Origin of the sequence: Acinetobacter sp. GSS19 (genome assembly GCF_028621895.1) — a bacterium.
GTDB lineage: Bacteria > Pseudomonadota > Gammaproteobacteria > Pseudomonadales > Moraxellaceae > Acinetobacter.
The window spans coordinates 2,356,099-2,382,876 of sequence record NZ_CP117520.1; the positions used below are offsets into that span (position 1 = coordinate 2,356,099).

The following is a 26,778-nucleotide window of genomic DNA, read 5'->3' on the forward strand; positions in this document are numbered from 1 at the left end:
CTATCAGACGATAGGATAATTAATCCAGCAGTTGCTCATAGGCCTGAAAAGCACGTTGCTGCTGGAATTGCTCAAACAAAGGTTGGGCATTCACTCGATATTGCTCAGGATATTGCAGCACTGCTGTAATGGCCTGAGCTAAAGCTTGTACATGATTGACGGGCACCAGAGTTCCATAACGACCATCCTGTAAAATTTCCCGCGGCCCATGCGGACAGTCGGTGCTCACCACCGGCACACCACAGGCCAGCGCTTCAATCAGCACCGTCGGCAAACCTTCACTATGCGAACTCAGCACAAAGACATCGGCCTGAGCCATCCACTGGTAAGGGTTGTCACTAAAACCCAGCAGGGCAATATCTTCGGCATAATCACTGGCCTGTATGAGCTGTTCCAGTTCGGCACGTTTTTTACCCTCGCCCAGAATCACCAAACGGCAAGGCCGAGTTTTCCTGACTTCCAGAAAAGCCTGGATCAGTAAAGGAAAATTCTTCACATCCACTAAACGTCCAGCACCGAGCACAATCGGAATATCCTGCCCCAACCAGGGATGCTGTAAGGGCTGGATTTTTAACTGCTCGATTCGTTCGAAATTGATCGGATTGTAAATGGTGGTGATCTTGTGCCGGGGCAGCGCTATTTGCTGCGCCAGATCATCCGCCACGCCATTGGATACTGCTACCACATGCCGGGCAAAAGGGTACAGCCATTGCATCAGTTTCGGCACCAAACGTGCGCGACCTTGCAGATCCTGACTGGTCGCCCCAAGTGTGCCATGCTCGGTAATAATCAGTTTCGGCTTATTTGATCCCATCAACAGGCTGGCCAAAAGGGCAAAAATATTGATGTAGTTCAGTGCAGAAATCACGGTTGCAGGTTGATGATGGCGTAAGTAGCGATAGAAATGCCAGAAAGCAAAGGCAGCTCGCTTGGCCTTTAAATCCACAATCTGAATACGCGGATCCAAGTCCTGAATAAACTTGCCTTGGGCATTTACAAAGACAAAATCCACGGCATAGCCGGCTTGCGCAAACTGATTGGCCAGTGCAATCATCACCCGTTCTGCGCCCCCGCCCTGCGCCCAGCGCATAAAAAATGCCAGTTTCTGTCCTTTCATTTATTGCCTCAATTTCAGCAAGGTTTTCATTTTTGTGCGGAATGCTGCAATAAAGCAGAGTGCACACAGCAGCACCAGCCCACCAAAAACCATCAACTGCAGCACTTGCAGGAAGGCATTGCCCAGCCAAGGCTGCAACCAGACTATCCCTTCATGCAGCATATAAGAAAAGGCAAAACTGCCCAGCAGAATTTGCAGCACTGACCAGGTCCAACTCAAAGGATGTTCCAGGAATTTACGGTTGATCCACAGGGTCCAACTAAAAAACCACAGCACATGCAAGCTCATCCAGACATACCCGGCACCGATGCCACCATAATGCTGCGCGGCATAGTACATCAACGGCAGCATCAGACTGACAAACAACAGATTGCCCCAAAAATGGTATTTAACCTGACCAAAAGCGTACTGGATGTAATAGGTAAAGGCATTCAGCGCCAGAAAGGTATTTCCAATCATATACAGGCGCAGAATATCCGCCACATGGCTGCTGAGCTGTGGATTACCTGACCATAAGCGAATAATGGTTTCCGCATTCCAAAACACGGTAATCGCGATGGTTCCCACCAGCACGGTGACAAACTGCGCGACCTGTCGGTAAGTTTGATTTAATCGTTCGATCTGCTGTTCAGCATGTAAGGCGGTCAAACGCGGTAGAATCACATTGCTCACCGGTGTCGACACCATATAAATCACGCTAGCCAGCAAAATCGCGATCGAAAAATAGCCATATTCGCTTAACGGCAGAATTCCGGAGAGCAACATTTTGTCCGACTGCGAGACAAACACCCAAAGCATGCTGCTCGCGCCGGAAAACAACGCAAACTTAATGATTCTGGGCAAATAACCCGGTTCATCTACAGGTTGCTGGGTTGTTGTCTCTTGCATCAATTTCAGAATACGCTGATGGGCAAGCAACAACACGCTAAACTCCAGCAGAGCCACTATCAACTGGTATTTAAAAAATACCTGAATGCTGTATTCAGTGAAATACATCACCGGCAATACCACAATAAAACGCAAGGTGTTGAGGATGATATTAAAACTGCTGATCCAGACGATCTTCTCAAAACCCTGCAGCACGCCGCGATAAATGCCACCCAGACAACGCAGTCCGATACTGACAAACATGATCTGCAAACAAGTCATCACTTCATCGAGAGGTAAACTGGCAATTTTTAGCCAGGAATGCGCGATCTGTTGCGACATCAACAGCAGCACGCTCACACCCGTAATCGACAGGGCTAAAAAAATCAGATGGATACTGCGATAAAGCTTTTGATAGGTCGCTGCCTGCAACTGGCCACTTTTATAACGCACGGTTTCGCGGATCAAGGTTTGGCTCAGGCCAATATCCAACAAATAAAACCAGGACTGCAACAGAGTAAAAAAGGCGATCAGGCCATAAGCCTCACCGCCCAGATAGGCCAGATACAATGGCATCACCACGATGCCGATCAGGCCATTATACAGCTGACTAAGATAATTGACCGCGAGATTGAGCTTGAGCGCCACAAAGCATTTATCCTAAGTGCTTATGTGCGACATACCACGGCATGGCTTGAGCAATTCCCTCAGCAATCCGGAATTGTGCTGCATAACCCAACAAGTGACTAATCTTGCTCACATCCGCCTGAGAATGACGCACATCCCCCGCACGAAAATCTCGGTAAGTCGGTGACTTGTCGTAGTTGACACCATTGTCATTTAATGCCGCTTTAATGGCATTAAACAGATCATTCAGTGTGGTGCGATCCCCGACCGCCACATTATAAACCTGGTTTTTGGCTTCATTATTTTGCGTGGTGGCTGCCAGAATATTGGCCTGTACCGTATTTTCAATAAAGCAGAAGTCACGGCTGGTTTCACCATCACCGTTAATAAATACCTCTTCACCCTGAATCATCGCAGCGGTCCATTTTGGAATCACCGCAGCATAAGCACCGTTCGGATCCTGGCGTTTACCAAACACGTTGAAATAGCGCAGGCCAATCGTTTTAAAACCATAGGTTTTAGCAAACACATCGGCATACAGCTCGTTGACGTATTTGGTCACGGCATACGGCGAAAGCGGCTTACCGATACGGTCTTCCACTTTCGGCAAGCCGGGATGGTCACCATAGGTCGAACTGCTTGCGGCATAGGTAAAACTTTTGACTTCGGCATCACGTGCGGCCACCAGCATGTTTAAAAAACCGGTGATGTTGGCACTGTTGGTGGTAATTGGGTCGGCAATCGAACGCGGTACAGAACCGAGAGCCGCTTCATGCAGCACATAGTCCACGCCAGCACAAACCTGCTGACAGGTAGCAAAATCACGAATATCGCCTTCAATAAACTTGAAATTCTGCCATTGTTCTGCAGTGACTAGGCTCTGCACTTCATCCAGATTGTACTGATGACCTGTAGCAAAGTTATCCAGCCCCACCACCTTCTGGTTCAGCTTGAGTAGGGTTTCCAGCAAATTAGAGCCAATAAAACCCGCCACACCCGTGATCAGCCAGGTTTTTGGGCTTTGTTGCAATTGTTCGCAGATCGTTTGATATTGACTCATGACATTCTGACTCTAAATATGGATGGAAGGGTTTGGCAATTATAACCGCAGGTCGGATTCAGACTGCGCCAACACATATTTCAAGTCATACAGCACATGATTATGTTTGCCCAAGGCACGAATCTGTTCGGCACCCATCTGCTTGAACTGTTCATGTGCCACGGCCAATACTACTGCATCATACACGCCTGCATTCAGGCTCTGTACCGGGGTAATGCCATATTCATGCTGTGCCTCAGCCACATCCACCCATGGATCATAGACATCCACATCAATATGGTACTCTTGCAGTTCTTTCACAATATCAATGATTTTGGTATTACGAATATCTGGGCAGTTTTCTTTAAAGCTCAAGCCTAAAACCAGCACTTTCGCGCCTTCTACCTGAATGCGTTTCTTGATCATGCCCTTGACCAGTTGGGTCACCACATAGGCACCCATCGCATCATTGAGACGGCGACCCGCCAGAATGATTTCCGGGTGGTAGCCAATCGCCTGCGCCTTATGGGTCAGGTAGTATGGATCGACCCCGATACAATGACCACCGACCAGGCCTGGACGGAACGGCAGGAAGTTCCATTTGGTGCCAGCAGCCTTGAGGACATCTTCAGTATCAATGCCCATTTTATTGAAGATCAACGCCAGTTCATTGATCAAGGCGATATTGACATCACGCTGGGTGTTTTCAATGACTTTTGCTGCTTCAGCGACTTTAATGCTTGGAGCTTTATGTGTACCCGCTTCAATAATCAGCTTGTAGACCTGATCGACAAATTCCGCAACTTCAGGCGTAGAACCTGAGGTAATTTTCAAAATATTGGTGACACGGTGCAGCTTATCGCCTGGGTTGATGCGTTCCGGACTATAACCAGCAAAGAAGTCTTGATTGAATTTTAAACCGGAGATTTTCTCCAGCACCGGAATACACGCTTCTTCGGTTGCACCAGGATACACGGTGGATTCATACACCACGATATCGCCTTGTTTCAGCACCTGGCCAATACTGGTGGAAGCTTTGATCAATGGCGTCAGGTCGGGCTGTTTGTAGTCATCAATTGGCGTAGGAACCGTAACAATAAAGAAGTTGCAGTCTTTCAGGTCTTCGAGTTGAGCGGTGTAACTTAAATTAGTGGATTGTTGTAATTCTTCTGGACTGACTTCCAGCGTATGGTCTTGACCATTTTTTAGTTCATCAATCCGCTTCTGGTAAATATCAAAACCCACGACCGGGACTTTTTTCCCAAACTCAACCGCTAAAGGCAGCCCTACATATCCCAAACCGATAATCGCTATTTTTAATTCGCTAAGTTGCAACATTGAAGGAACCTTATCTTGAGATCATTTAAGCAGATGACTATCGATCGATTTATTTTTAAACCAGAAACGGGTCAATTTTACCGTGGTCAAATATAGCAGAAAAACGGTAAATTTTGTCATCTAAGGATTACAGGATTGATCAAACATCACATCCTCATCTCGGCTCCACACTAAAAAGAGCTGTATAAAATCTCAGTTTTAATCTCTTTAAAATTGAGTACTGAATTTACAGATCTCATCATTTGTGAATCACTTTTAAGATTATGGGAAAAACACGCTTTAGAAGACTGAACTCTCAAATTGGTTAAATCTGTTTAAGAATCTCTATTTTTTTCTCTAGGGCAACATCAGACATTATTTCTCCGACTTTTTAATTACTATTGAATGAAGTGCCTTATTCAGGTAACAAAAGAACGAACTCCTGTAAATTTGGGTAATTTTTCATAAAAAAATATATATCTATAATTTTCCTTATATATAAAAATATATTTATATTTAAATTAAAATCAATAAGTAAGGCCATTAAAGTAGTTCAAATCCACATATATACAAGTTATACAATTCTCTATCATTAATGTGCATGAACAGACGTAAATAGTATCTAGAATCTGAAACCACTAATTTTTAATTATAACTACATAAGGGTTTCAGGTGAATTATCAGCACTTTCTCTGCGCTTTCATCGTCAGCACGACATTAAGTGGTTGTGCGTTGACTTCAGGCTTTCAAGCCTATGACCTCCCTGAAGAAGGTACCTATAAAACCGAATTGGGCACCTCGGTAAATGTGGTTAAACTGACGCAGGACACCCTACCTACAGTACAGTCGGCTCAAACGAACGATCAACAAGACTATGCACCCCTGTTCCAAAATCAGGTTCGCAGTTATCACCTGAGTCCAGGCGATGTCTTATCCATTCAGCTCTGGGCTTACCCTGAAATTAGCGCTGCAAGCAGTGATGCCAAAAGTGGTTACCAAATTGATCAAAATGGTTATATTCAGTTTCCTTTGATTGGACGCTACAAAGCCAGCGGTAAGACACTCTCCACCGTCAACAAAGAACTGCGCGGCTTGCTTGCACAATACCTAAGAACCCCTGATGTGATTGCTCAGGTAGTAACCTATCAAGGTCAACGTTACTCGGTGCAAGGTAATGTCAAACAGGCAGGTGAATTTTATTTAAATGATCGACCGGTAAGTGTCTATACCGCACTTGGCTTGGCTGGTGGGGTGACCGAGCGGGGTGACAATACTTCGATTCAACTGGTACGCAATGGCGTCAGCTATAACCTCAACACTCTCGCGCTGGAAAAAGCCGGTCTTTCACTACATAAATTACTCATTCAGCCCAACGATACCCTTTATATCAATGCCCGGGAAAACCAGAAAATTTATGTCATGGGCGAGGCACAAAAAAATCTGTCTCTTCCTCTACGTGATCAGGGCATGACCCTCGGTGATGTTTTGGGTGAAAGCCAAGGCATCAACCCCTACTCGGCCAGCGCCCATCGGATCTATGTTTTACGGCGCAATCCGACAGATCGCTCTACCCAGCTGTATCACCTGAACCTCGCCAATTTGGGAGATTTTGGCTTGGCGAATGACTTCCAGATGCGCAGTAACGATATTGTCTATGTCGATGCGACCGGCTTAACCCGCTGGCAACGTGTGATTACCCAGCTCATTCCGTTTACCAACCTTACAAACAACGCTGAAAATATTGGTATCAGGTAAGCTCATGCAACTTCAAAATATTTTGGTGGTCTGCGTCGGCAATATCTGTCGCAGCCCGATGGCAGAATACTGGTTCAAACAGAATTATCCGCATTTACAGGTTGAATCAGCGGGAATTTCCAGTCTGCAGGGTCACCCCGCAGATGAGAAAGCACAGTTCTGCATGCAACGTTACGGGATTGATCTTAAACCTCATATCGCCAAACAACTGAGCAGTGAGCAGGTTAAAAAAGCTGATCTGGTACTGGTCATGAGTCAACATCAGCAAAAACATCTTGAACAGCATTGGCCGTTTGCTAAAGGCAAAGTGTTCCGACTGGGGCATTGGCGTAATCAGAATATTCCCGATCCTTACCAGAAAGATCAGCAGGTCTTTGAGGCCACTTGTGACCTGATTAAACACTGTATCGCTGATTGGAAAAAATATATCTAAACTTTTGATGCCAAAATTATGAATAAAAATACCCATACCGACGATAGCATTGACGTAAAAGAGCTGTTCTTTTCCCTGATCAGCCAGTGGAAACTAATCGCACTGTGTACCCTGCTCAGCCTTGTTGCAGCTCTGCTATATCTGCGGACAACGCCTGAAGTTTATGCCGTAGATGCTCTGGTTCAGGTCGAAGACAAGAAAGGCGCATCGGCCGCATTACTGGGCAATCTGTCTGAAATGGTGGAACAGCTTTCCCCCGCGCAAGCGGAAATCGAAATTTTGAAATCCCGGCTGATTTTAGGCTCGGTAATTGAACGGTTAAATCTGGATTTGCGTATTGCCAGTACAGAAAACTCTTTTACCAATCGACTGCTCCACGGCAATGATGACCGTACCGATTACCAGCCAGAATATGTGCGCTTTGAAGAAGGTTCGAGAAAATTTGATATCCGTCAGTTTGAGGTCCCAGCAGCCTATATTAACCAGAATCTGTTGCTCAAGATCAAAGACCATCAATTTACCTTGCTCCATCCTGTAACTGAGCAAGTCCTGCTGCAAGGTGCACTCAACCAGACCGTAAATAGCTCAACAGCACAAGGTCAGTGGAAAATTGCCATCTTTAGCCCAGACCCGTTAAATGGCAGCTACCAGATTCAAAAATTGTCGTTACCAGCAGCCGTCAATCTCATCGCCAGCAATTTTTCAGTCGAAGAAAAAGGGAAAATGACCGGTATCTTGGGATTGAACTATCAAGGTGAGGATAAGGCACATATTACCCAGGTATTGAATGCCATTCTGCTGTCATATAGCCAGCAGAATATCGAACGCCGATCTGCGGAAACGGCGCAAACCCTGAAATTCCTGGATTCTCAATTACCGGATCTGAAAAAACAGCTGGATGATGCTGAACGCGCCTTTAACCAGTTCCGTCAGCAATACAATACCGTTGATGTCGCCAAAGAGTCGGAACTGTATTTGGGGCAAAGTATCGAATGGGAAATGAAACGGGCTGAACTGCAACAGAAACAGGCTGAAATGGCAGCCAAATATACCGGCAGCCATCCGGTAATGCGTGAAATTAATGCACAGCTCGGTACCATCAACAAGAAAATTAACGACCTGAATGGCACCTTAAAACGCTTGCCAGAAGTTCAGCGCCAATACCTGCAGCTATACCGTGAAGTTGAAGTGAAACAGCAACTGTATACGGCTTTACTCAATTCCTACCAGCAATTACGTGTTGCCAAAGCCGGTGAAATTGGCAATGTGCGTATTGTAGATACTGCGGTTGAACCTCTTGCTCCCATCAAACCGAAAAAACTCCAGATTCTGGCACTAGCACTCCTTGCAGGCCTTTTCCTTGGCAGTTTGCTGGCTGCATTACGCAACCTGTTGCGCTCAGGCATCAAGGATGTCAACCAAATTGAAGAGCAACTTGATCTGCCGGTTTACGCAACAATTCCGCATTCCCCGGTGCAACATACCGGGATGACACTAAAAAATAAAAAGACACTGCCTTTACTGGCACTAAAACATAATGACGATATTGCGATTGAGAGCCTGCGCAGTATGCGTACCGCGATTCATTTTGCCCTGACCCAGGCACGTAATAATATCATCATGATTTCCGGTCCAGCGCCTGAAGTCGGTAAGTCCTTCATTTCCTGTAACCTTGCCGCCATCATGGCGCAAAACAACAAGCGTGTACTGATTATCGATGCTGACCTACGTCGCGGCTATCTGCACAAATATTTCAACCGTCAGCCTCAACCTGGTTTGGTCGAGTATCTGAACAAACAAAATACTCTGGATCAGATTATTCAACCGACGGATGTGCCGAACCTGAAGGTGATTACCCGTGGCAAGAGCCCAGCCAATCCATCCGAATTGCTGAACTCGGCAGAATTTGCAGAATTTTTAGAACTGCTGATCCCTCAGTACGACCATATCCTGATTGATACACCACCTGTCTTAGCAGTAACTGATGGGATTATTGTGTCGCAATATGCCGGCGTTAACCTGATTGTGGCACGTTATGTGAAAACCTCCATGAAAGAACTCGCCTTAACGGTGAACCGCTTTGAACAGGCAGGTGCCCAAGTCAATGGCTTTATCCTGAATGATATTCAGCGTGCACCTGGTCGATATGGTTATGGCTATGGTTACAACTATGCCTACAACTATAAGACCCGAGAAAAAGAATAAACTCAGAATTGTTCATGAGCCAGCGCAAGCGCTGGCTTTTTACTTAAGAGTAGAAAAATAAATATCCAATTTTTATTTTTCTATCAATAAAGAACGATATATGTTTGAATATTGCTCAACCATCTGTTCAGCTGTAAATAATTTTTGATAACGCTTTTGTGCATTTTCTCCATAACTTGCAGCCAACTCAGAATTTTGCCATAAAATAAGCATGGCGTTACGTAAAGTTATAGGATCTGAAGGAGGAACAACCAGTCCTGTTTCTTGATGGATATTAATGTATGTTGTACCGGTCCCTATTTCACTTGAGATGAGCGGTTTTCCATACATAGCTCCTTCTAATAAAGAAATACCAAATGCTTCTGAACGTAAATGTGAAGGGAAAACAACTGCGTAAGACAATTCCAGCAATGCAAATTTGTCTTCATTGGACAATGCACCAACAAAATGAATGTTATGCAAATTTAACTGATTAGCCTGTTGCCGCAACTCTTTTTCTATAGGGCCAGCACCCAAAATAACTATTGGCAAATCCACCCCACGCATTGCTTCTAATAAAATATGCAGTCCTTTATAGTAACGTAATGCACCAATAAATAAGAAGAACTTCCCACCTAAACGCTGTCGCCAATAATCTTGTCGTTGTAAATTATTAAAAGAATAATGTGCAGAATCTAAACCTATAGGAATAACACTAGTTTTATATTTATACTTCGAAAGCACAGAACTGGTTTTTAAATAATTAGGTGAAGTTGCAACAATATGATCAATATTACTTAAAAACCTATACATTAGGGGTTTATAAATCTGCAATAAGTTTTTCTGCTTTACAATATCAGAATGATAGGTCACAACTGTAGGTTTTTTTATATCACTAAAAAAATGCACGATATCCATGAATGGCCATGGAAAATGGTAATGGATCACATCAGCTTGCGCAGCTAGCTCGCGAAAATCTTTAAATACAGATAATGAAATACCTGTTGATGCTAGATATAAATCCAATTTTGCTGCATGAGTAATGTGATGCGCATATGGCTGGTTACGGAATGGCCCTCGCTTACTTAATGATAATACTTCGGATGTCACACCATGAGCTCGACCACCTTCCGCTAACTGGCAAATGACCTGCTCTACACCTCCCACTGAATCGGGATAATAGCATTTGAAAAAATGCAGAACTTTCATGTCCTAGTCATCCATACACTACGATAAACTTCAGCCGTCTGTTCCGCACAACGCGCCCAAGAAAAACTTTTCGCTCGCTCTAATCCTCGCTCTCGAGCCTGAGTTCTCCATATATCGTCTTGCAAACCCTGCTCTAAAAGTTGTGATAAACGATCAACATTCTGCGCCTCAATCATCAATGCAACATCCCCAACCACCTCTGGCAGTGATGAACTATCCGAACATACAACGGGTATGCCCGATGCCATAGCCTCTAGTACTGGCAAGCCAAAACCTTCGTACAATGAAGGAAAGGCAAATAGCCGAGCTCCAGAAAAAAGTAGTGGTAATTGTTCAGCAGGCAAGAAGCCTAAATATTTCGCCCAACCTTCATCTTCTGCTTTTCGGATTCGTCCATGAATCTCTTCACTACGCCAACCTTGATAACCTGTCAGCACCAAAGGCCAACGCTGACGGATGGCGAATGGCAATTTGCTATAGGCATCAAGCAACGCTAAAATATTCTTACGCGGTTCAATGGTGCCAACAAACAATGTATAAGCACCCATCTTCAGCCCGTATTGCTGCAAAAGCGGCCCCAATTCCTCTGCTGATCGAGGATGAAACTCCTCGCTGCAAGCCAATGGCACAGCATGAATCTTCTCGATAGGCAAAGAAAAGTAGTTTGCTAATTCTTCACGCGTATATTCAGAGTCTGTAATCAGTGCATCTGCTGTATGAATTGTTTTTTGCAGCTCTTTTTGCATATAGCGAATGCGCTGTGGTGTATTACACTGTGTCCAAGTAAATGGTGATAAATCGTGAAATGTCGCTACCTTCGGACCAGCAAAAGGTGGAAGAAAGAAATTAGGCCCATGATAAATATAATTCTCATGACCACGCAATGCCTGAGCCTTGAGTTGAGGCATCAGCAATCTGTAGGCTTCACTAGCTAGATAACTGCCTTGGACTAACCGTTTAAGTTTATGCTGTCTTCCCGCCTGTTCTTCTACTTGAGGCAATGCAGGTAAAAACTTTCTTCCAGCAAAAAGACGGAGATCACTGATCTCCGCAGATTGTTGTAAATGTCTCGCTAGTTCGTATGTATAACGGCCAATTCCTGTGAGAGGAAACCGTACTGGTTCTACAGACAATATAACCTTCATTTAGCTTCCAACATCCAGCATAGAGTTTCTTTTAATGGCGGAGTCTGCCAATTTCCAATCAGACTATGTAATAAACTAGCATCACCACAAAGTGTTTTGACTTCTCCAGCCCTTACAAATGCAGGGTTAACCCGAATGTCTATATGATGCCCGCTCATTTCTTCAATCATTGCCACGATTTCACGTAACGAATAGACATTGCCAGAACAAACATTGACAGTGTGACCGAAAGCTTTCGCTTCAATCAAGCGGCGATAGGCATTCACAACTGATCTTACATCACTAAAGTCTCGCCACACATCAAGATTACCTAGCTCGATTTTGCTTTCCTGACGATGGAAATGAGCGACAATTTTCGGCAAAAGGAAATTTTCTGTTTGCCCTACCCCTGTGTAATTAAAAGGTCGGGTGATGATAATGGGCAACCGATCTTGCCACAGTCGCGCCATATACTCCATGGCTAACTTACTAACAGCATATTCGTTGGCAGGAGCTGGCAGCGTGGATTCAGACAGCACCCCTTCCGAGGTATTACCGTAAACATTGGCACTGCTTGCTAATAATACAGCCTCTGGAGTTTTATCTAATGCAGCCAATGCAGCCAACAAATTGCGCGTGCCTTGTAGATTCACCTGGTAAAATGCGTTCGCATCACCATGCCCAACAAATGCAATTGCAGCCAAATGTATAACAATATCTGGTTGTACTTGATTAAGTACTGCAGTAATTTCTGCAATACTTAATAAGTCAGCCTGATAATAATCAACAGCTGTAGAAGATTTAGTCCCTAAACCAACCACATGATATCCGGCAGATCGCATTTCTGCTGCCATATATTTCCCAGTGAAACCTTCACTACCTGTAATCAATACTGTTTTGGCTGCATTTGTCATCAGAATGAAAAACCTTGTGTATTACGGCGTAAGTCTTCGTCGACCATCATCTGACAAAGTTCTTCTAGTGTCGTTTTTGGTTCCCAGCCCAATTTTTCTTTTGCTTTTAATGGATTACCAATAAGTAATTCGACTTCAGCAGGACGATAGAATTTAGGATTGACGCGAACCAGCACTTTACCGCTCGCAGTATCAAGTCCAACTTCGTTCTCGTCTTTACCTTCAAAACGTAGGGTATAGCCAGCAGCTTTAAATGCCATAGAGACAAAATCACGCACTGTTTCAGTACGATTAGTTGCTAACACATATGTATCTGGCTCATCTGCTTGTAGCATACGCCACATGCCTTCAACATACTCTTTAGCAAAGCCCCAATCACGTTTGGCATCCAGATTACCCAATTCCAAGACATCTAACTTGCCAAGTTTGATCTTTGCAACTGAATCAGTAATTTTACGGGTTACAAACTCGCGACCACGGAGTGGAGACTCATGGTTGAATAAAATACCGCTGCAACCAAAAATGTTGTAACTTTCACGATAGTTAATTGTCATCCAGTGTGCATATAACTTTGCAACACCATATGGACTACGTGGATAGAATGGGGTGTCTTCTACCTGAGGAATAGCCTGCACCTTGCCAAACATTTCAGAAGTGGAAGCTTGATAGAAGCGAATTTTAGGATTCACAATTCGGATTGCTTCTAGCAAATTAAGCGGGCCGATCCCGGTAATTTCTGCAGTCGTCACTGGTTGATCAAATGACACCCCTACAAAACTTTGTGCTGCCAGATTATATACTTCAGTCGCACCCGTGGTTTGTAAAAGACGAATACTGGAAGACAAATCTGTCAGATCATATTCAACAAGATGAAGCTGCGGATGTTTATCGATGCCTAATTCTTCAATACGCCAGAAATTCACTGAACTCGTACGACGGTATGTACCATAAACTGTATAGCCTTTTTCAAGTAATAGCTGTGCTAAATAAGCACCATCTTGACCCGTAATTCCGGTAATAATTGCAATTTTCATGTTAGAACGTCCGAATTATCTAGATTAACAATTTAACTTTTTATTAATTGATCGATTTGACTTTTTACAGACAAAGCAGCATGAGACCAAGTTCTAGGTCGATATCCCAACTTAACTTTTTGTTCCCATTGTTCGCGCCATGCTTCGTCTGTTGCCATGCGATAAATTTCCTCAGCCCATGTTTTAGAATCCCATGGATCCACATAAAGTACTAGATCATCTCCAACTTCGGGCAATGATCCACGATCTGAGCAAATTACTACCTTGCCCATCGATAAAGCTTCCCCGACAGGTAAACCCCATCCTTCATACAAGGAAGGGAATACACAAAAAGATGCTGCGTCATACAGTACTCTTAATTCTGCATCACTAACGTGATTCAAACGAACAATTAAATCTTGTGTTAGGGGATCTAAATCTATATCTTTCAAAAAATCGTTAACGCCCCATCCAGGCATTCCGACAAAAACAAGTTTAGGTAATCCTGCACGCTTACCTTCTGAACATAACTTATGATAAGCTCTATAAAGAACTTCATGATTCTTACGACGTTCTATTGTTGATACAAACAAAATAAAAGGTTCTTGTATTATTGTTTTGATGGAAGAGGAAATGCCATTATTACTGCCAAATACAACATTATCTCCTAAGTAAAATACATGAGTAGCTGGTTTGGCTCCTCCCGTACGTTCTAGCATCTCATTCAAATCTCTTTCGCTTTGTCTAGAGATACACAAAATCAAATCAGATCCATCTGCAATATCAAGAAAATAAGAAGTAAATATAGAAGCAACTCTATCGATACAGTATTGAGGATAAAGAATTGGTATTAAATCATAACAACAAGTAATTACTTTCACTCCTTTATATTTACGTAAAAAATAATACTGATTATAATAAGAATAATTCCAATCTGCCCCAAATGAGATTAAAACGTCTCCAGGCGAAAATAATGTATCTTGATCATTCAGTAATTGTTCTGAATTTTCTTTAATCTTAGATATACTTTGGGCTCTTAACCTAGCTGAGAAATTTTTAAACCAATTTCCAGCTAATAAACGTATAATACGTGGTCGCAAGGAATACAATAATCGATTAAAATATACCTGCAACTTACTTGGCATTAAAGACAATATTCCCTGCGCTAACGCAATTAAGGCATTTCGTTTTGACAGTATTGGAAACATAGGCTGTAATATCAGCTGATTCTTCTGTTCCGGAAACAATCTTTCTCGTTTTTGTACTGAATTGTCATCTTGCGTCCACTCAACAAAACGACCTTCCTGCCAAATACAATATCTGAAGCATGTACTATCATATAGTTTAGCTAACTCTTCAGAAAGAGATTGTTCCACACGGATAATTCCAACCGGAGGACGCTGCCAATTTACACTAGTTGTAAGGTTTATCCAAATACTAGGAGAACACCTTTTCATATCACACCATTATCCAAATCTAGGTTATCCATTAATTTCACCAAGGGTGCAAGACAACTTTCCCAAAGCACAGTTCTTCGTTCATCAATTTGTTCATTAGTTAATATTAAAGGTTCTAAACTCATTGAATTACGCAATGCCCGTTTGAAAGTAATTGGATCATCTGCTAGAGATAAACCACTAGAATTAATGTATTGTTCAAAACCTCTCATCGCAGTATTAGTTGCAACAATACGCTTACCAGCCCATAATGCTTCTGCTGTTTTAAGATTAGTACCCCCGCCTTGTGTAAGTGGCAATACTATACATTTTGCCCCTTCCAATAGACCTTCAAGACAGCTTTGGGAAACCACCCCAGCTACTAAAACCTTTTCAGCAAGTTTAGGAGATTGATGCACCCTTACATCACTAGAAATCGCCCAACCAGCTCCTCCTGCAATAACTAATTTTTCATCGGGCTTCAAACAGCCGAACCCCCCACCAAACATATCGAAAAAGCCTTTCATATTCGGTGGGTGTGCACTAGCGCAATAGAGTGCATAATCGTAACCTCGTGTAATTTTGACTGCTTGTTTACGCCCCTCCTCTGTTACCAACCAAGACTTGACACCGTTTGGGGCCACTACAACCGGTCTTTTTGTCCTTGGGCGGATCCATTCTGCATCACTCTCCGAAACACAGATAATCGCATCGGCATACGTTATTGCTTCTAACTCTAGGTTTTTAATTGATTCAATATTTTTAGATACAGTTTCGAGATCATTAGAAGATGAAAGAATTTGTTGTTTTAATTGCCATTCAATATTTTGTGAACCATAAATAATTTTAATATTTTTTTTACTATCACTTATATAACGACGTGCAAAACCATATAACCAAGGTTGCTCCACATGTATTACATCAGGTTCTTTCTTTATTAATGCCACAAGTTTTTTATAATATTTTAAATCCTCAGAAAAAAGCTGTCCTAAAGCATAATCTTCCATATATAAAATATTAGGAATAATTAAATTTAAAGCCTGAACACCCGGAAATGGTAAAAAATCTTTTTCTTTCTCATAGCCATCACTACCCAAAACACCTATAACTTCAACATTATAACCAGCTGAGCGATAGGTATCCACAATATTACGCGCACGCAACTGACCACCATGTCTCGGTCTTTCTATTGGATAGGTACATAAGAAGAGAATATTCATAAAAGATACCAAAATATCAGATGTTCGAATATATGTCAGCTATTCGCTTACATATGGAAGTATAAGGATAATATTTTTAACAACATACTAAATGTTTTATACTAGAAAAAATTTTGCATAATGTAATAATAAAAATATTTAGGATTTAAAAAATCTCCTCATCCTAAATATTTTACTTAACTCCTACTCATAATACTATTAATCACAAAAATAATTTTATAGTTGATGAATGCTAACATCTGGATCAAGCCAAGCCAAACCTGCAAAATAAGGTTTATCTATATTTAATACATTGAAAACCAAAGCCAGATCACGCCACTCATAATTATGAGCCAAATGCGTATCGGTACTAGTAAGAGCAGTTTGTATAGAATAAGCACCTACCCCTAAATTAACATCAAACTCACACTCAAATCTGATTTTTTGACCAGCTGTAAGATTTTCTAACACTTGCTTTTTTAAATCGGTATTGGTGCCATAAATCACTTGACCTAAGCGATCTTTGATTCCGTAGCCTAATACAAAACGAGGGATATCTGCATATATCTCGACTTCAATCTGCAACGATACTCGCTGTCCAACATTAACGTATTCTATAGGTCGGTTATTTTCATCAATCAAAGCTATGCCAGTAACAGCCGCTTCACCAGTACCAGAAATAGTTTGAACCCTACCGTTATCCAATTCAATCTGCTTAATTTGTTGATTTTGGTGATCAGCCAACAAAGCATTGTAATAATCCATCACAACTTCTGGTTCACCTTCCATAGCTAATTTACCAGCATTTAAAAGAATGGCACGATCACAGATGCTCTGAATTGCCTGTTTATCATGACTAACCAAAAGCAAGGTAGTACCTTCTTTACGGAACGTACGGATACGTTCAAAACTTTTGTGCTGAAAATAGGTATCCCCGACAGAAAGTGCTTCATCGACAATCAAAATATCAGGACGAATAGCAGTAGCAACACTAAATGCCAGACGCACCTGCATTCCACTAGAATAAACTCTTACCGGATGATCGATATAATCACCAATTTCCGCAAAAGCTTCAATTTCTGGCATAAGACGAGAAATTTCATCAACACTATAACCAAGCAACTGACCAGCCATATATGCATTTTGACGACCAGTAAAATCAGGATGAAACCCCATACCCAACTCAAGTAAAGCTGCAACTCGACCATTCATTTGAACAGTTCCAGTTGTTGGTTGTGTAGTACCGGTGATCATTTTTAATAATGTGCTTTTACCCGCACCGTTTATACCAATGATACCCACAGCCTCACCAGGCTGAATAGTAAAGTTAATATCTTGCAACACCCATTTTAAAGTATGTCGTAAGCGGCTTCCCGGTATGATCCACTCTAATAAGCGAGACCATCGTGTAGGATATTGTTTATACGCTTTACCCAAATTATGAACAATAATACTTCCCATTAGAGTTCATCCACCATCTCGCCAGCATGACGGCGGTAAAGAGTCATTGCCGTACAACAAAAAGTTATTGATAACAGTGAGGTTAACCATAATGACTTCCATTCAGGCCACTGATGATGAACAAAAATATCCTGAAAAGCCACTACAAGTGGAGCCATAGGATTGAGCATTATAATTTCTCTAAAACTTTCGGGTAGAATACCGATTGGATAAACTATTGGGGTGAGCCAAAACCAAAATGTCAAAAAAATGCCAAAAAAATGCCCAACATCCCTGAAGAACACATTAAGAATACCAAGCGTTGTACCCAACCCTATAGCAAAAGCGATCAGCAAGACAACTAATGGGAAAATTGAAAAAAAAGTCAACCCAGGAAAATTCCCTGAGATGATCAGAAATAAAGTGAATAGCCCAAATATAATCAGAAAATTTGACAATGCACTTCCGACGACCACAGCTGGTAAACACAACCTAGGAAAATTAATTTTTTTTAATAAATTAGCATTATCTATAAACATATTTAATGTGCGATTTATCAGCTCTGACAACAAGCCCCAAACTAAAATTCCAGCACAAAGATATATACTATAGGAAAACCCCCCCTCGACTCCAGGAAGTTTAGCTTTCATTACTTGTGAGAAAATTACAGTATATACCAAAATCATTGCAAGAGGATTTAATATATTCCAAACCACCCCCAATAATGAATTTCTATATTTAGTTTGAAACTCACGTTTAATTGAACCAAAAATAAAACTTTTATAATTCAAGATATCTTTTAAAAAAGATGATATTAAACCTAGCACCATCTACAAACCTTACTCTATTCTACATAAATGATTTATACTGGAAATAACATCAACTAAAGATTAAAGTTACTTCATCTTTAAATTTAAAATAATCTATTTTAAATAGTTAGTGTGTATTACCTAACAACGGCCATATACATCCTCAAATCGGACAATATCATCCTCACCTAAATATTCGCCACTTTGCACTTCGATAAGCACTAAATCAATTACACCTGGATTAATTAAACGGTGTTTATGACCAGCGGGAATATAAGTAGACTCATTAGTCGATACAAATACTTCTTTTTCGCCATTAACAATTTGTGCAGCACCTTGAACAACAATCCAATGTTCACTACGATGATGATGCATTTGCAGACTTAGACTAGCACCTGGTTTCACTACGATTCGTTTTATTTTAAATCGCTCACCCTCCTCTAACACAGTATAGGTACCCCATGGACGAACAACTGAACGATGCAGCTTAAAAGCGTCATGATCTTTCTTCTTAAGAGAATTAAAGATTATTTTCACATCTTGAACACAAGACTTATCTGCAACTAATAAAGCATCAGGAGTATCTACAATTACCAAGTTATCCACTCCAACAGCACCAACCAATTTATTACTATCAGAATGAATATAAGTATTGTGAACATTATGCAAAACTGCTTCACCTATTACAGTATTACCAGCTTCATCTAGCTCTCCTAATGCACCTATAGATGACCAAGAACCAACATCATCCCAACCAATATCACATGGAACTACGGCAACATTATTTGAATGTTCCATTACTGCATAATCAATTGAAAGATCAGGTACATTTTCAAATGCTTTTCGATCCAGATCAGTATATTCGACACCTGCAACTTGGGAATAGTTAGAAACTCGCAAGCATTCACTTACCATCTGAATAATTTCAGGACAGTATTTCATCATTTCTTGCACAAGCACTCCCGCTTTAAAACAGAATATCCCGGAATTCCAATAGAATCTTCCAGAGGCGATATATTCCTTAGCGACTTCCAAGGATGGTTTTTCAACAAACTTCTTAACCTCATAACCATTTGCTTCAATATAACCATAACCAGTTTCAGGTTTATCAGGAGTAATACCAAATGTAACTAGTTTATTCTGCTTCGCTAAATTAATAGCCTTATTCACTGCATCTTCAAACGCAGCCGGCTTAGAGATTAAATGGTCTGCAGCAAGAATTAAAAGAAGGGTATCTTCACTATACCGCTCTATAGCATAAAGTGCAGCTGCAGCTGTAGCTGCAGCTGTATTTCGAGCAAAAGGCTCTAAAATAAAATGAGTCATAACTCCAAGGTTATTAACTTCTTTATAGTCATCCTCTGTTTTAAATTTCAAACTGGAGTTTGTGACCGTTAATATCTCAGATACCCCGGGCAAGCCCACCCCTCTCAAAAATGCTTTTTGCAGCAAGCTCTCATTATCAGCTAAACGAATAAATGGCTTTGGATGCTGTTCACGAGATACAGGCCAAAGGCGAGAACCAGCGCCCCCACATAGAATTGTTGGTATCAGTTTCATAACGAATAAATTATGCTAATTTTTAAAAATGCGACAATAATACACTCAAATATATAAATAAAAAACCTAAATCTTATAGTTTATAGCAAGTGGATAATTATTAAAGTGACTTCTTATAAACCATTATTATCACCAATATCGATTTTATTTCCCTTAAATAAAGATGGCCCCACATGGCCTGGTGCATTTATACCTTCACGCTTTGCCATAACAATTATCGTTTTAAACATAATTCTAAAATCAAGCAAAATATTATGGTGATCCACATACCAAACATCGCACTTAAAACGCTCCTCATAATTAAGTTCATTACGTCCACTTACTTGAGCTAAACCAGTCATACCTGGACGCAATTCTAAACGACGAGCCTGTTCTGGAGAATACAATTCCACAAACTCTTTAAGCATAGGCCGTGGACCAACTATGCTCATATCTCCCTTTAAAACATTGATCAGTTGAGGCATCTCATCAAGACTGGTAGCACGTAATTTTTGTCCAAAAGGAGTAATACGCTGCTCATCTGGTAAAAGATTACCATTTTCATCAACAGCATCCTTCATAGAACGGAATTTAATCATTTTAAATAACTTTCCATTTTTACCCGGACGTTCTTGGTAAAAGAAAACTGGAGCACCTAAATTTTTACGCACTTTATAGATAATAAGGCAGAAAAGTGGGCAAAGTAATAATAATGCTATAGAAGCAATTACAATATCAGTTAACCTTTTCATCTAACCTCTCATAAATTCAAAAAAATGTTGTTAAGTATTTCCTGACAATTTAAGAATTTTTTAATAACATTTCGTTACTAGTATATCTGAGAGAAAGTAAAATTGGTATTTTTGAAAATACAGAATTCTTATCATACCTTCATGCACTCCCCATACAAAGCCTTAAAAGGCTACAATTTTTTCATCTAACTTAAATCACCCCATTAAAACAAGAACACCAATAAGAACAATCCAATCAAAATCTTAAATAATAAAATTCAAAAATAAATTGTACTAAAAGACTCTTAATTTTTTAGCCTTCCCCCCTTTCATACATTTTTTTGATCCTTAAAAATTACCAACAGAAAAATCCTATGTTTTCTGTTATAGAAGGATATGCTTGAGGGCAGTTTCTGCTAAGATCAAAAGCAAATTTTTACCATAATACGAATTTGGGAAAACCTATGAGTAAAGCTTTACCCGTTGCAGTTGCAGTGATTTTGGGCGGTGTGGCCCTAATCCCGGTGTATTATGCAACGCAACACCCTGCTACTCCAACCAGCAGCAAAATGAGCAAAGATGCTGCTCCAGTGGCGAAAATCAGTTATGCACTTGGCTATGAAGTGGCACAGCAAACCCCACCAGAACTGGATATCAACAGCTTTGTGACAGGTGTCCGTGAAGGCCATGCCAAACAAAAACCGGCCTATACTGAAGAAGAACTCCAAGCAGCGTACGCCCAGTTCCAGAAAGACATGCAGCAAAAACAAGTACAGCAAGCACAGCAGGCCAAATCAAGCAGCGCAACCTTCCTGACTGAAAATGCCAAACAACCCGGAGTTAAAACGACCGCTTCTGGCTTACAGTACAAAATCATTCGAGAAGGGACGGGTAAACAGCCAAGCGCGACCTCTACAGTCAAAGTGCATTACAAAGGTCAGCTCACTGACGGTAAGGTTTTCGACAGCTCGTATGACCGTGGCCAACCAATCGAATTCCCGTTAAATCAGGTGATTCCGGGTTGGACTGAAGGTTTGCAGTTAATGAAAGAAGGCAGTAAGGCGACACTTTATATTCCAGCCAAACTCGGTTATGGTGAACAAGGGGTTCCGGGAATGATCCCGCCAAACAGTACCTTGATCTTTGATGTCGAATTGATTCAAGTCAAATAACAACGAAATTCAAGGAGAGCGCAAGCTCTCCTTTTTTGAGAATGCTTATGAAAAAAAGCCTGATTTTTCTTGCTGTTCTGGGGACTATGCCAAGTGCTTTTGCAGCAAATGTAACCAATAAAAGCTCTCAAGCCGAACAAGCTGGCTACAGCTATGGCTATGTGATGGGGCGCAATAATGCCGACACCTTAAAAAACCTGAATCTGGATGCCTTTTTAGAAGGCTTAAAAGATGGGGTACAAGGCAAAGCTTCGCGTTTAAGCGATGAGGAAATGGGCAAGGCGCTGAGTGAATACAAACGCCAGACTGAAGCCAAACAACTGGTCGAATTCCAGCAGCGTGCCGATGAAAATGCCAAACAAGGCACTGCTTTTTTGGCAGAAAATGCGAAAAAATCAGGTGTCATCACCACAAAATCTGGTCTGCAGTATCAGGTGTTACAGGCAGGACAAGGTAAGTCACCACGTGCCAAATCCACGGTCAAAGTTCATTATGAAGGCCGTTTGCTCAATGGCACCGTGTTTGACAGCTCGATTGCGCGCCAACAACCGGTGGAATTCCAGTTGAGTCAAGTCATTGAGGGCTGGACTGAAGGTCTGCAAACCATGAAAGAAGGTGGCAAATCCCGCTTCTTTATCCCGGCCCGTCTCGCCTACGGCGAAATCGGATCAGGGGATGCCATTGAACCGAATAGCACACTGATTTTTGATGTGGAACTGCTTAAAATCGTACAACAGTAAAACCGGATCAGAACACCTAAAGCAAAAACACCGCAATGCGGTGTTTTTTTTTACATCTTGAATTGCTTAGTGTTTTAAATGGCGAGGTCTGAACCCTGTGGCCAACAAACCAACCAGATAAGCCACAACACCTAAGACACAAAGCCCGGTCACTTCAGCCACACGCAGCCATTCCGATACTTCACCATTATACCAGCTCAAGCCATACCACAAGGCAACGATCATCGTCACATTGGCTACACCATATTGCAGCATCAGCTTTTTCCAGTGGCCGCCAAAACGGAAAATATGCCGTTTATGCAGATAGTAATAGAGTAATCCGGCATTCACTAAGGCTGAACCAGAAGAAGCCAACGCCAATGCCATGTGCTCGGCATGCCAGTCGATCAGTTTAAAGAAACCGAGAAACACCACGTTTAAAATCGCATTCGCCGCAACCGACATCAAACCAACGCGTACCGGTGTTTTGGTATCCTGCTGGGCATAGAAGCCTGGAGCAAACACCTTGATCAGCATGAAAGAAATCACCCCGGCACTCATACATTGCAGTGCCAGTGCAGTCATTTCAGTATCCTGAAGGGTAAACTGGCCACGCTGGAACAAGGCCTGAATAATCGGGGTCGACAGCATAAACAGTGCGATACTGGCCGGGATGCCGACCAAAATAATCACCCGCGCAGCCCAATCCAGCATGGCTCTGAACTTGACCTGATCGTGCTCGGCATGACGTGCAGACAGCGACGGTAAAATCACGGTACCAATCGCCACACCAATCAAACCAAGTGGCAACTCCGTCATCCGCTCGGCACTGTATAACCAGGATACGGAACCATCCTGCATGAAAGATGCCCAAATGGTATTCAGCAACAAATTGATTTGGGTCACTGATACGCCGAATAGAGCAGGCAACATCAGTTTTAAAATGCGCTCGACCCCTTCATGTTTAAAATCAATTTTTGGTGGAATCAGCAGATTTTTGCGCCATAACTCCGGAATCTGTAATGCCAGTTGCAGCACACCCGCCGCGACCACTGACCAGCCCAATGCCATAATAGGTTCAGCCATATACGGCGTCAGCCACCAAGCACCGGCAATCATCGCAATATTCAGCAACACTGGGGAAAATGCCGGTGTGGTAAAGGAACCATAGCTATTCAGAATACTGCTGGCAAATGCCGTCAGCGACATAAACATCAGATAAGGAATGGTCAGGCGGAACATCTCCACCGCCTGATCAAACTTCTCGGCATCGCCATGGAAACCGGGGGCATAAATATAGACAATCGCCGGTGCAATAATCATCGCCACCAACGTCAGCGTTGACATGACCATAAGCAGGCAACCAAATACTCGGCTAATCAGGATCTGGACTTCAGCATGCGCACGGCTGGTCTTATATTCGGTGAGTACAGGAATAAAAGCCTGGGAAAAGGCGCCTTCAGCAAACAGACGCCGAAAAAAGTTGGGAATGCGGAAAGCGACCACGAAAATATCGAACTCTTTGCCTGCACCAAATACATTCAGCAAGACCACATCGCGGACCAGCCCCATAATTCGGGACAGCATGGTCATTGCACTGACTACCATAGTCGATCGCCACAGCGCCATCGCACCCACCTAAGTTTAAAAATAAGCGCTTATTGTAAAGAAAACTCAGGCGGAATTTCGTTGCTAATTCATTTATGCGTGCTTTTTTTTTGCTGCAACAGCTCACGGAAATAATGCCAGTCGAAATACGGTCCTGGATCGGTTTTGCGTCCCGGGGCGATGTCGGAATGTCCAGCCAGATGCTGCTGAATTTTAGGATAAGCCTGTTGCAAACTCGCCACCACCTGAGCCAGAACCGCGTACTGCACCGATTGAAATGGCTGGTCGTCACTGCCTTCGAGTTCAATGCCAATCGAATAGTCATTACATTCTTTTTTGCCCAGATAACTGGAACGACCGGCATGCCAGGCACGGTCATTGAAATTGACAAACTGCAGCACTTCCCCGCTACGTAAAATCAACAGGTGAGCCGAAACCTGCATGCCTTCAATAGTCTGAAAATACGGATGCGCCTGCCAGTCCAGCTGATTCTGAAAAAATTGCTCAATATAGCCGCCGCCAAATTGCGACGGCGGCAAGCTGATATTATGAATGACCACCAGCTGGATCTCGGTGTGTGCAGGGCGGTCATTAAAATTGGGCGAAGGCACAAAGCGGGCACCCAGCAGTTGTCCATTCTTCACCTGAAAATGTGCTGCGCTGTGTTGCATGCGTTCCCCTATTGTGCGATAGCCTGACCGCTGAGATCGGTAAAAGCCGTGTTTGATATGCCGCCAAGTGTAACGCGACAAAAAGCAAATTGAAAATCATCCCTTTTTGGCAGCACAGTGCTAATATATTGCACACTTTTTATAGGCTAGAAACAACACGGAAATCCTATGAGCATACCTCAATCTTTGCTTGAGCAATCCATTCAGATCAACATTCAACAAGCATTACAAGAAGATATCGGGGATGGGGATATTACCGCGTTGCTCACGCCTGAAGATGAACAGGCCACCGCCACCATCATTACCCGTGAAGACATGGTGTTAGCCGGTCAGCCTTGGGTCAATGCACTCATTCAAGCCTATGATCCAAACGTGAAAATCGAATGGTTAAAACAGGAAGGTGAGCCGGTTCAGGCCAACGAAGCCTTTTTGAAACTGGCCGGTTCAGCACGCAGCCTATTAACCGTAGAACGTCCAGCACTGAATTTTGTGCAAACCTTGTCTGCCGTGGCGACCAAAGTCGCACACTATGTGAAAGAGCTAGAAGGCTTACAGACCAAACTGCTCGATACCCGCAAAACCATTCCAGGTCTGCGCATTGCGCAAAAATATGCAGTAACGGTCGGTGGCGGACAAAATCACCGTTTGGGTCTGTTTGATGCCTTCCTGATCAAAGAAAACCATATCATGGCAGCAGGCGGCATCCCACAAGCGATCGCCAAAGCCCATGAAATTGCACCGGGTAAACCTGTCGAAGTCGAAGTAGAAACCTGGGATGAACTCAATCAGGCGCTTGAAGCGGGTGCCGACATTGTCATGCTGGATAATTTCAGCCAGCAGCAAATGATCGATGCCGTGAAACATGTTGCGGGCCGTTGTAAGCTTGAAGCTTCGGGTAACATCACCCTGGCCAGTCTACGCGAAGTGGCTTCGACCGGTGTGGATTATATTTCCATGGGTGCATTGACCAAAGATGTCAAAGCGGTGGATTTATCCATGCGTTTTAATGCATAAAATACCCAAAATAAAAAAACCCGCGATTGCGGGTTTTTTTATGGGCGATTAAATGCTCGTGATTACCAACCCAAAGCTTCTTGCTGTTTTTGCACCAGGGTTTGAATGCCCTGTTCAGCCAAAGCTAGCATCTGGTCGGCCTGTTGACGCGTGAATGGCTTGTCTTCTGCAGTACCCTGAATTTCAATAAACTCGCCAGACTGGGTCATCACCACATTCAAGTCGGTTTCACAGTTAGAATCTTCTTCATAACAGAGGTCAAGCAAGACATCGCCCTGATACATCCCTACCGACACTGCAGCAACCAGACCAGTTAATGGGTCATGCTTGATTTTTTTCTGGCTCAGCAACACATTCATGGCATCCACCAAAGCCACGGCGCCACCGGTAATCGCGGCAGTACGGGTGCCACCATCGGCCTGAATCACGTCACAGTCAATGGTAATGGTATTTTCACCGAGTTTTTTCAAATCCACCATGGCACGCAGGCTACGGCCAATCAAACGCTGGATTTCTTGAGTACGGCCACTTTGTTTGCCACGTGCCGCTTCGCGGTCACTGCGGGTATGGGTTGAACGTGGCAACATGCCGTATTCAGCAGTCACCCAACCTTGTCCCTTCCCTTTCAAGAAACGCGGTACGGAGTTATCAATACTGGCGGTACACAACACTTTGGTATGACCGAATTCAACCAGCACGGAACCTTCAGCATAACGGGTATAACTACGCGTGATCTTAATCTCACGAAGTTGGTCTAGTGCTCGTTGGTCAATACGCATAAGGTTTCCTTTATCGCTACAGTTGATTGGAAGGCGCTCTAGTATAACAGATGCATCACTGA

The 26,778-nt window shown here is 42.7% G+C and carries 23 protein-coding genes; 6 read left to right on the forward strand and 17 right to left on the reverse strand.

What is annotated here, in order from left to right:
- Nucleotides 1-19: 19 nt before the first annotated feature.
- From PGW99_RS11250 to tviB, 4 genes are read right to left on the reverse strand one after another with little or no spacing between them, the layout of a single operon-like run.
- Complete coding sequence (locus tag PGW99_RS11250) at nt 20-1,117, reverse strand: glycosyltransferase (protein WP_273777795.1); 1,098 nt, start codon at nt 1,115-1,117, stop codon at nt 20-22.
- Nucleotides 1,118-2,632: a lipopolysaccharide biosynthesis protein gene (locus PGW99_RS11255; protein WP_273777796.1), complete on the reverse strand. Its 1,515-nt coding sequence runs from the start codon at nt 2,630-2,632 to the stop codon at nt 1,118-1,120.
- 7 nt (nt 2,633-2,639) lie between these two features.
- On the reverse strand, nt 2,640-3,671 hold the full coding sequence (locus tag PGW99_RS11260) for an NAD-dependent epimerase/dehydratase family protein (RefSeq protein WP_273777797.1): 1,032 nt from the start codon (nt 3,669-3,671) through the stop codon (nt 2,640-2,642).
- A gap of 39 nt (nt 3,672-3,710) precedes the next feature.
- Complete coding sequence (gene tviB, locus PGW99_RS11265) at nt 3,711-4,988, reverse strand: Vi polysaccharide biosynthesis UDP-N-acetylglucosamine C-6 dehydrogenase TviB (protein WP_273777798.1); 1,278 nt, start codon at nt 4,986-4,988, stop codon at nt 3,711-3,713.
- A gap of 651 nt (nt 4,989-5,639) precedes the next feature.
- On the opposite strand from tviB, the gene PGW99_RS11270 reads away from it, so the two are divergent.
- Genes PGW99_RS11270 through PGW99_RS11280 form a run of 3 tightly spaced genes read left to right on the forward strand, consistent with a single transcriptional unit; the run spans nt 5,640 to nt 9,360 of the window.
- Complete coding sequence (locus tag PGW99_RS11270) at nt 5,640-6,722, forward strand: polysaccharide biosynthesis/export family protein (RefSeq protein ID WP_273777799.1); 1,083 nt, start codon at nt 5,640-5,642, stop codon at nt 6,720-6,722.
- Nucleotides 6,723-6,726: 4 nt separating this feature from the next.
- Entirely contained in the window at nt 6,727-7,155 is a 429-nt protein-coding gene (locus PGW99_RS11275; RefSeq protein WP_273777800.1) for a low molecular weight protein-tyrosine-phosphatase, read from the forward strand.
- A gap of 18 nt (nt 7,156-7,173) precedes the next feature.
- On the forward strand, nt 7,174-9,360 hold the full coding sequence (locus tag PGW99_RS11280; RefSeq protein WP_273777801.1) for a polysaccharide biosynthesis tyrosine autokinase: 2,187 nt from the start codon (nt 7,174-7,176) through the stop codon (nt 9,358-9,360).
- A 72-nt stretch (nt 9,361-9,432) separates the two neighbouring features.
- On the opposite strand, the gene PGW99_RS11285 is transcribed toward PGW99_RS11280, so the two are convergent.
- The 10 genes from PGW99_RS11285 to PGW99_RS11330 all read right to left on the reverse strand — a co-directional run bounded on the left by PGW99_RS11285 (nt 9,433) and on the right by PGW99_RS11330 (nt 20,774).
- Nucleotides 9,433-10,548: a glycosyltransferase family 4 protein gene (locus PGW99_RS11285; RefSeq protein ID WP_273777802.1), complete on the reverse strand. Its 1,116-nt coding sequence runs from the start codon at nt 10,546-10,548 to the stop codon at nt 9,433-9,435.
- Nucleotides 10,545-11,693, reverse strand: coding sequence for a glycosyltransferase family 4 protein (locus PGW99_RS11290; protein WP_273777803.1), 1,149 nt, complete (start codon nt 11,691-11,693; stop codon nt 10,545-10,547). Before PGW99_RS11290 ends, PGW99_RS11285 begins: the two co-directional genes overlap by 4 nt.
- Nucleotides 11,690-12,586 (reverse strand): GDP-mannose 4,6-dehydratase, encoded by an 897-nt coding sequence (locus PGW99_RS11295; protein WP_273777804.1) that lies wholly within the window; start codon nt 12,584-12,586, stop codon nt 11,690-11,692. The genes PGW99_RS11290 and PGW99_RS11295 overlap by 4 nt, the downstream gene beginning before the upstream one ends.
- On the reverse strand, nt 12,586-13,620 hold the full coding sequence (gene gmd / locus PGW99_RS11300) for a GDP-mannose 4,6-dehydratase (RefSeq protein ID WP_273777805.1): 1,035 nt from the start codon (nt 13,618-13,620) through the stop codon (nt 12,586-12,588). The genes PGW99_RS11295 and gmd overlap by 1 nt, the downstream gene beginning before the upstream one ends.
- 32 nt (nt 13,621-13,652) lie before the next feature.
- The gene (locus PGW99_RS11305) at nt 13,653-14,975 is read right to left on the reverse strand and encodes a glycosyltransferase family 4 protein (protein ID WP_273777806.1); all 1,323 of its coding nucleotides are present in this window, start codon (nt 14,973-14,975) and stop codon (nt 13,653-13,655) included.
- Between the two features lie 77 nt (nt 14,976-15,052).
- Nucleotides 15,053-16,255, reverse strand: a complete 1,203-nt coding sequence (locus PGW99_RS11310) for a glycosyltransferase (RefSeq protein WP_273777807.1) — start codon at nt 16,253-16,255, stop codon at nt 15,053-15,055.
- 216 nt (nt 16,256-16,471) lie between these two features.
- On the reverse strand, nt 16,472-17,695 hold the full coding sequence (locus PGW99_RS11315) for an ABC transporter ATP-binding protein (RefSeq protein ID WP_273777808.1): 1,224 nt from the start codon (nt 17,693-17,695) through the stop codon (nt 16,472-16,474).
- A complete protein-coding gene (locus PGW99_RS11320; protein WP_273777809.1) occupies nt 17,695-18,504 on the reverse strand; it encodes an ABC transporter permease in 810 nt (269 codons plus the stop codon). Before PGW99_RS11320 ends, PGW99_RS11315 begins: the two co-directional genes overlap by 1 nt.
- Before the next feature lie 120 nt (nt 18,505-18,624).
- A complete protein-coding gene (locus PGW99_RS11325) occupies nt 18,625-20,043 on the reverse strand; it encodes a mannose-1-phosphate guanylyltransferase/mannose-6-phosphate isomerase (RefSeq protein WP_273777810.1) in 1,419 nt (472 codons plus the stop codon).
- A gap of 113 nt (nt 20,044-20,156) precedes the next feature.
- Nucleotides 20,157-20,774 (reverse strand): sugar transferase, encoded by a 618-nt coding sequence (locus PGW99_RS11330; protein WP_273777811.1) that lies wholly within the window; start codon nt 20,772-20,774, stop codon nt 20,157-20,159.
- Nucleotides 20,775-21,217: 443 nt separating this feature from the next.
- On the opposite strand from PGW99_RS11330, the gene PGW99_RS11335 reads away from it, so the two are divergent.
- Together PGW99_RS11335 and PGW99_RS11340 are read left to right on the forward strand one after the other, a co-directional pair.
- Nucleotides 21,218-21,925 (forward strand): FKBP-type peptidyl-prolyl cis-trans isomerase, encoded by a 708-nt coding sequence (locus tag PGW99_RS11335; RefSeq protein WP_273777812.1) that lies wholly within the window; start codon nt 21,218-21,220, stop codon nt 21,923-21,925.
- Nucleotides 21,926-21,972: 47 nt separating this feature from the next.
- Nucleotides 21,973-22,665, forward strand: coding sequence for an FKBP-type peptidyl-prolyl cis-trans isomerase (locus PGW99_RS11340; RefSeq protein WP_273777813.1), 693 nt, complete (start codon nt 21,973-21,975; stop codon nt 22,663-22,665).
- A gap of 66 nt (nt 22,666-22,731) precedes the next feature.
- On the opposite strand, the gene murJ is transcribed toward PGW99_RS11340, so the two are convergent.
- Together murJ and ampD are read right to left on the reverse strand one after the other, a co-directional pair.
- A complete protein-coding gene (murJ, locus tag PGW99_RS11345; RefSeq protein ID WP_273777814.1) occupies nt 22,732-24,282 on the reverse strand; it encodes a murein biosynthesis integral membrane protein MurJ in 1,551 nt (516 codons plus the stop codon).
- A 59-nt stretch (nt 24,283-24,341) separates the two neighbouring features.
- Entirely contained in the window at nt 24,342-24,923 is a 582-nt protein-coding gene (ampD, locus tag PGW99_RS11350) for a 1,6-anhydro-N-acetylmuramyl-L-alanine amidase AmpD (RefSeq protein ID WP_273777815.1), read from the reverse strand.
- 168 nt (nt 24,924-25,091) lie between these two features.
- On the opposite strand from ampD, the gene nadC reads away from it, so the two are divergent.
- Entirely contained in the window at nt 25,092-25,937 is an 846-nt protein-coding gene (nadC, locus tag PGW99_RS11355) for a carboxylating nicotinate-nucleotide diphosphorylase (RefSeq protein WP_273777816.1), read from the forward strand.
- A gap of 62 nt (nt 25,938-25,999) precedes the next feature.
- Here the strand turns inward: nadC and rph are convergent, their stop codons facing one another.
- Complete coding sequence (gene rph, locus PGW99_RS11360) at nt 26,000-26,716, reverse strand: ribonuclease PH (protein WP_273777817.1); 717 nt, start codon at nt 26,714-26,716, stop codon at nt 26,000-26,002.
- Between the last annotated feature and the right edge of the window lie 62 nt (nt 26,717-26,778).

What these genes read in the sequence shown, in the direction of transcription:
- PGW99_RS11335 (WP_273777812.1), top strand. Translation starts at nt 21,218, where the DNA reads ATGAGTAAAGCTTTACCCGTTGCAGTTGCAGTGATTTTGGGCGGTGTG.
- PGW99_RS11290 (WP_273777803.1), bottom strand. Translation starts at nt 11,693, where the DNA reads ATGAAGGTTATATTGTCTGTAGAACCAGTACGGTTTCCTCTCACAGGA.
- gmd (WP_273777805.1), bottom strand. Translation starts at nt 13,620, where the DNA reads ATGAAAATTGCAATTATTACCGGAATTACGGGTCAAGATGGTGCTTAT.
- ampD (WP_273777815.1), bottom strand. Translation starts at nt 24,923, where the DNA reads ATGCAACACAGCGCAGCACATTTTCAGGTGAAGAATGGACAACTGCTG.
- PGW99_RS11285 (WP_273777802.1), bottom strand. Translation starts at nt 10,548, where the DNA reads ATGAAAGTTCTGCATTTTTTCAAATGCTATTATCCCGATTCAGTGGGA.
- PGW99_RS11310 (WP_273777807.1), bottom strand. Translation starts at nt 16,255, where the DNA reads ATGAATATTCTCTTCTTATGTACCTATCCAATAGAAAGACCGAGACAT.
- PGW99_RS11280 (WP_273777801.1), top strand. Translation starts at nt 7,174, where the DNA reads ATGAATAAAAATACCCATACCGACGATAGCATTGACGTAAAAGAGCTG.
- PGW99_RS11275 (WP_273777800.1), top strand. Translation starts at nt 6,727, where the DNA reads ATGCAACTTCAAAATATTTTGGTGGTCTGCGTCGGCAATATCTGTCGC.
- PGW99_RS11340 (WP_273777813.1), top strand. Translation starts at nt 21,973, where the DNA reads ATGAAAAAAAGCCTGATTTTTCTTGCTGTTCTGGGGACTATGCCAAGT.
- PGW99_RS11320 (WP_273777809.1), bottom strand. Translation starts at nt 18,504, where the DNA reads ATGGTGCTAGGTTTAATATCATCTTTTTTAAAAGATATCTTGAATTAT.
- rph (WP_273777817.1), bottom strand. Translation starts at nt 26,716, where the DNA reads ATGCGTATTGACCAACGAGCACTAGACCAACTTCGTGAGATTAAGATC.
- PGW99_RS11330 (WP_273777811.1), bottom strand. Translation starts at nt 20,774, where the DNA reads ATGAAAAGGTTAACTGATATTGTAATTGCTTCTATAGCATTATTATTA.
- PGW99_RS11260 (WP_273777797.1), bottom strand. Translation starts at nt 3,671, where the DNA reads ATGAGTCAATATCAAACGATCTGCGAACAATTGCAACAAAGCCCAAAA.
- nadC (WP_273777816.1), top strand. Translation starts at nt 25,092, where the DNA reads ATGAGCATACCTCAATCTTTGCTTGAGCAATCCATTCAGATCAACATT.
- tviB (WP_273777798.1), bottom strand. Translation starts at nt 4,988, where the DNA reads ATGTTGCAACTTAGCGAATTAAAAATAGCGATTATCGGTTTGGGATAT.
- PGW99_RS11325 (WP_273777810.1), bottom strand. Translation starts at nt 20,043, where the DNA reads ATGAAACTGATACCAACAATTCTATGTGGGGGCGCTGGTTCTCGCCTT.
- PGW99_RS11250 (WP_273777795.1), bottom strand. Translation starts at nt 1,117, where the DNA reads ATGAAAGGACAGAAACTGGCATTTTTTATGCGCTGGGCGCAGGGCGGG.
- PGW99_RS11295 (WP_273777804.1), bottom strand. Translation starts at nt 12,586, where the DNA reads ATGACAAATGCAGCCAAAACAGTATTGATTACAGGTAGTGAAGGTTTC.
- PGW99_RS11315 (WP_273777808.1), bottom strand. Translation starts at nt 17,695, where the DNA reads ATGGGAAGTATTATTGTTCATAATTTGGGTAAAGCGTATAAACAATAT.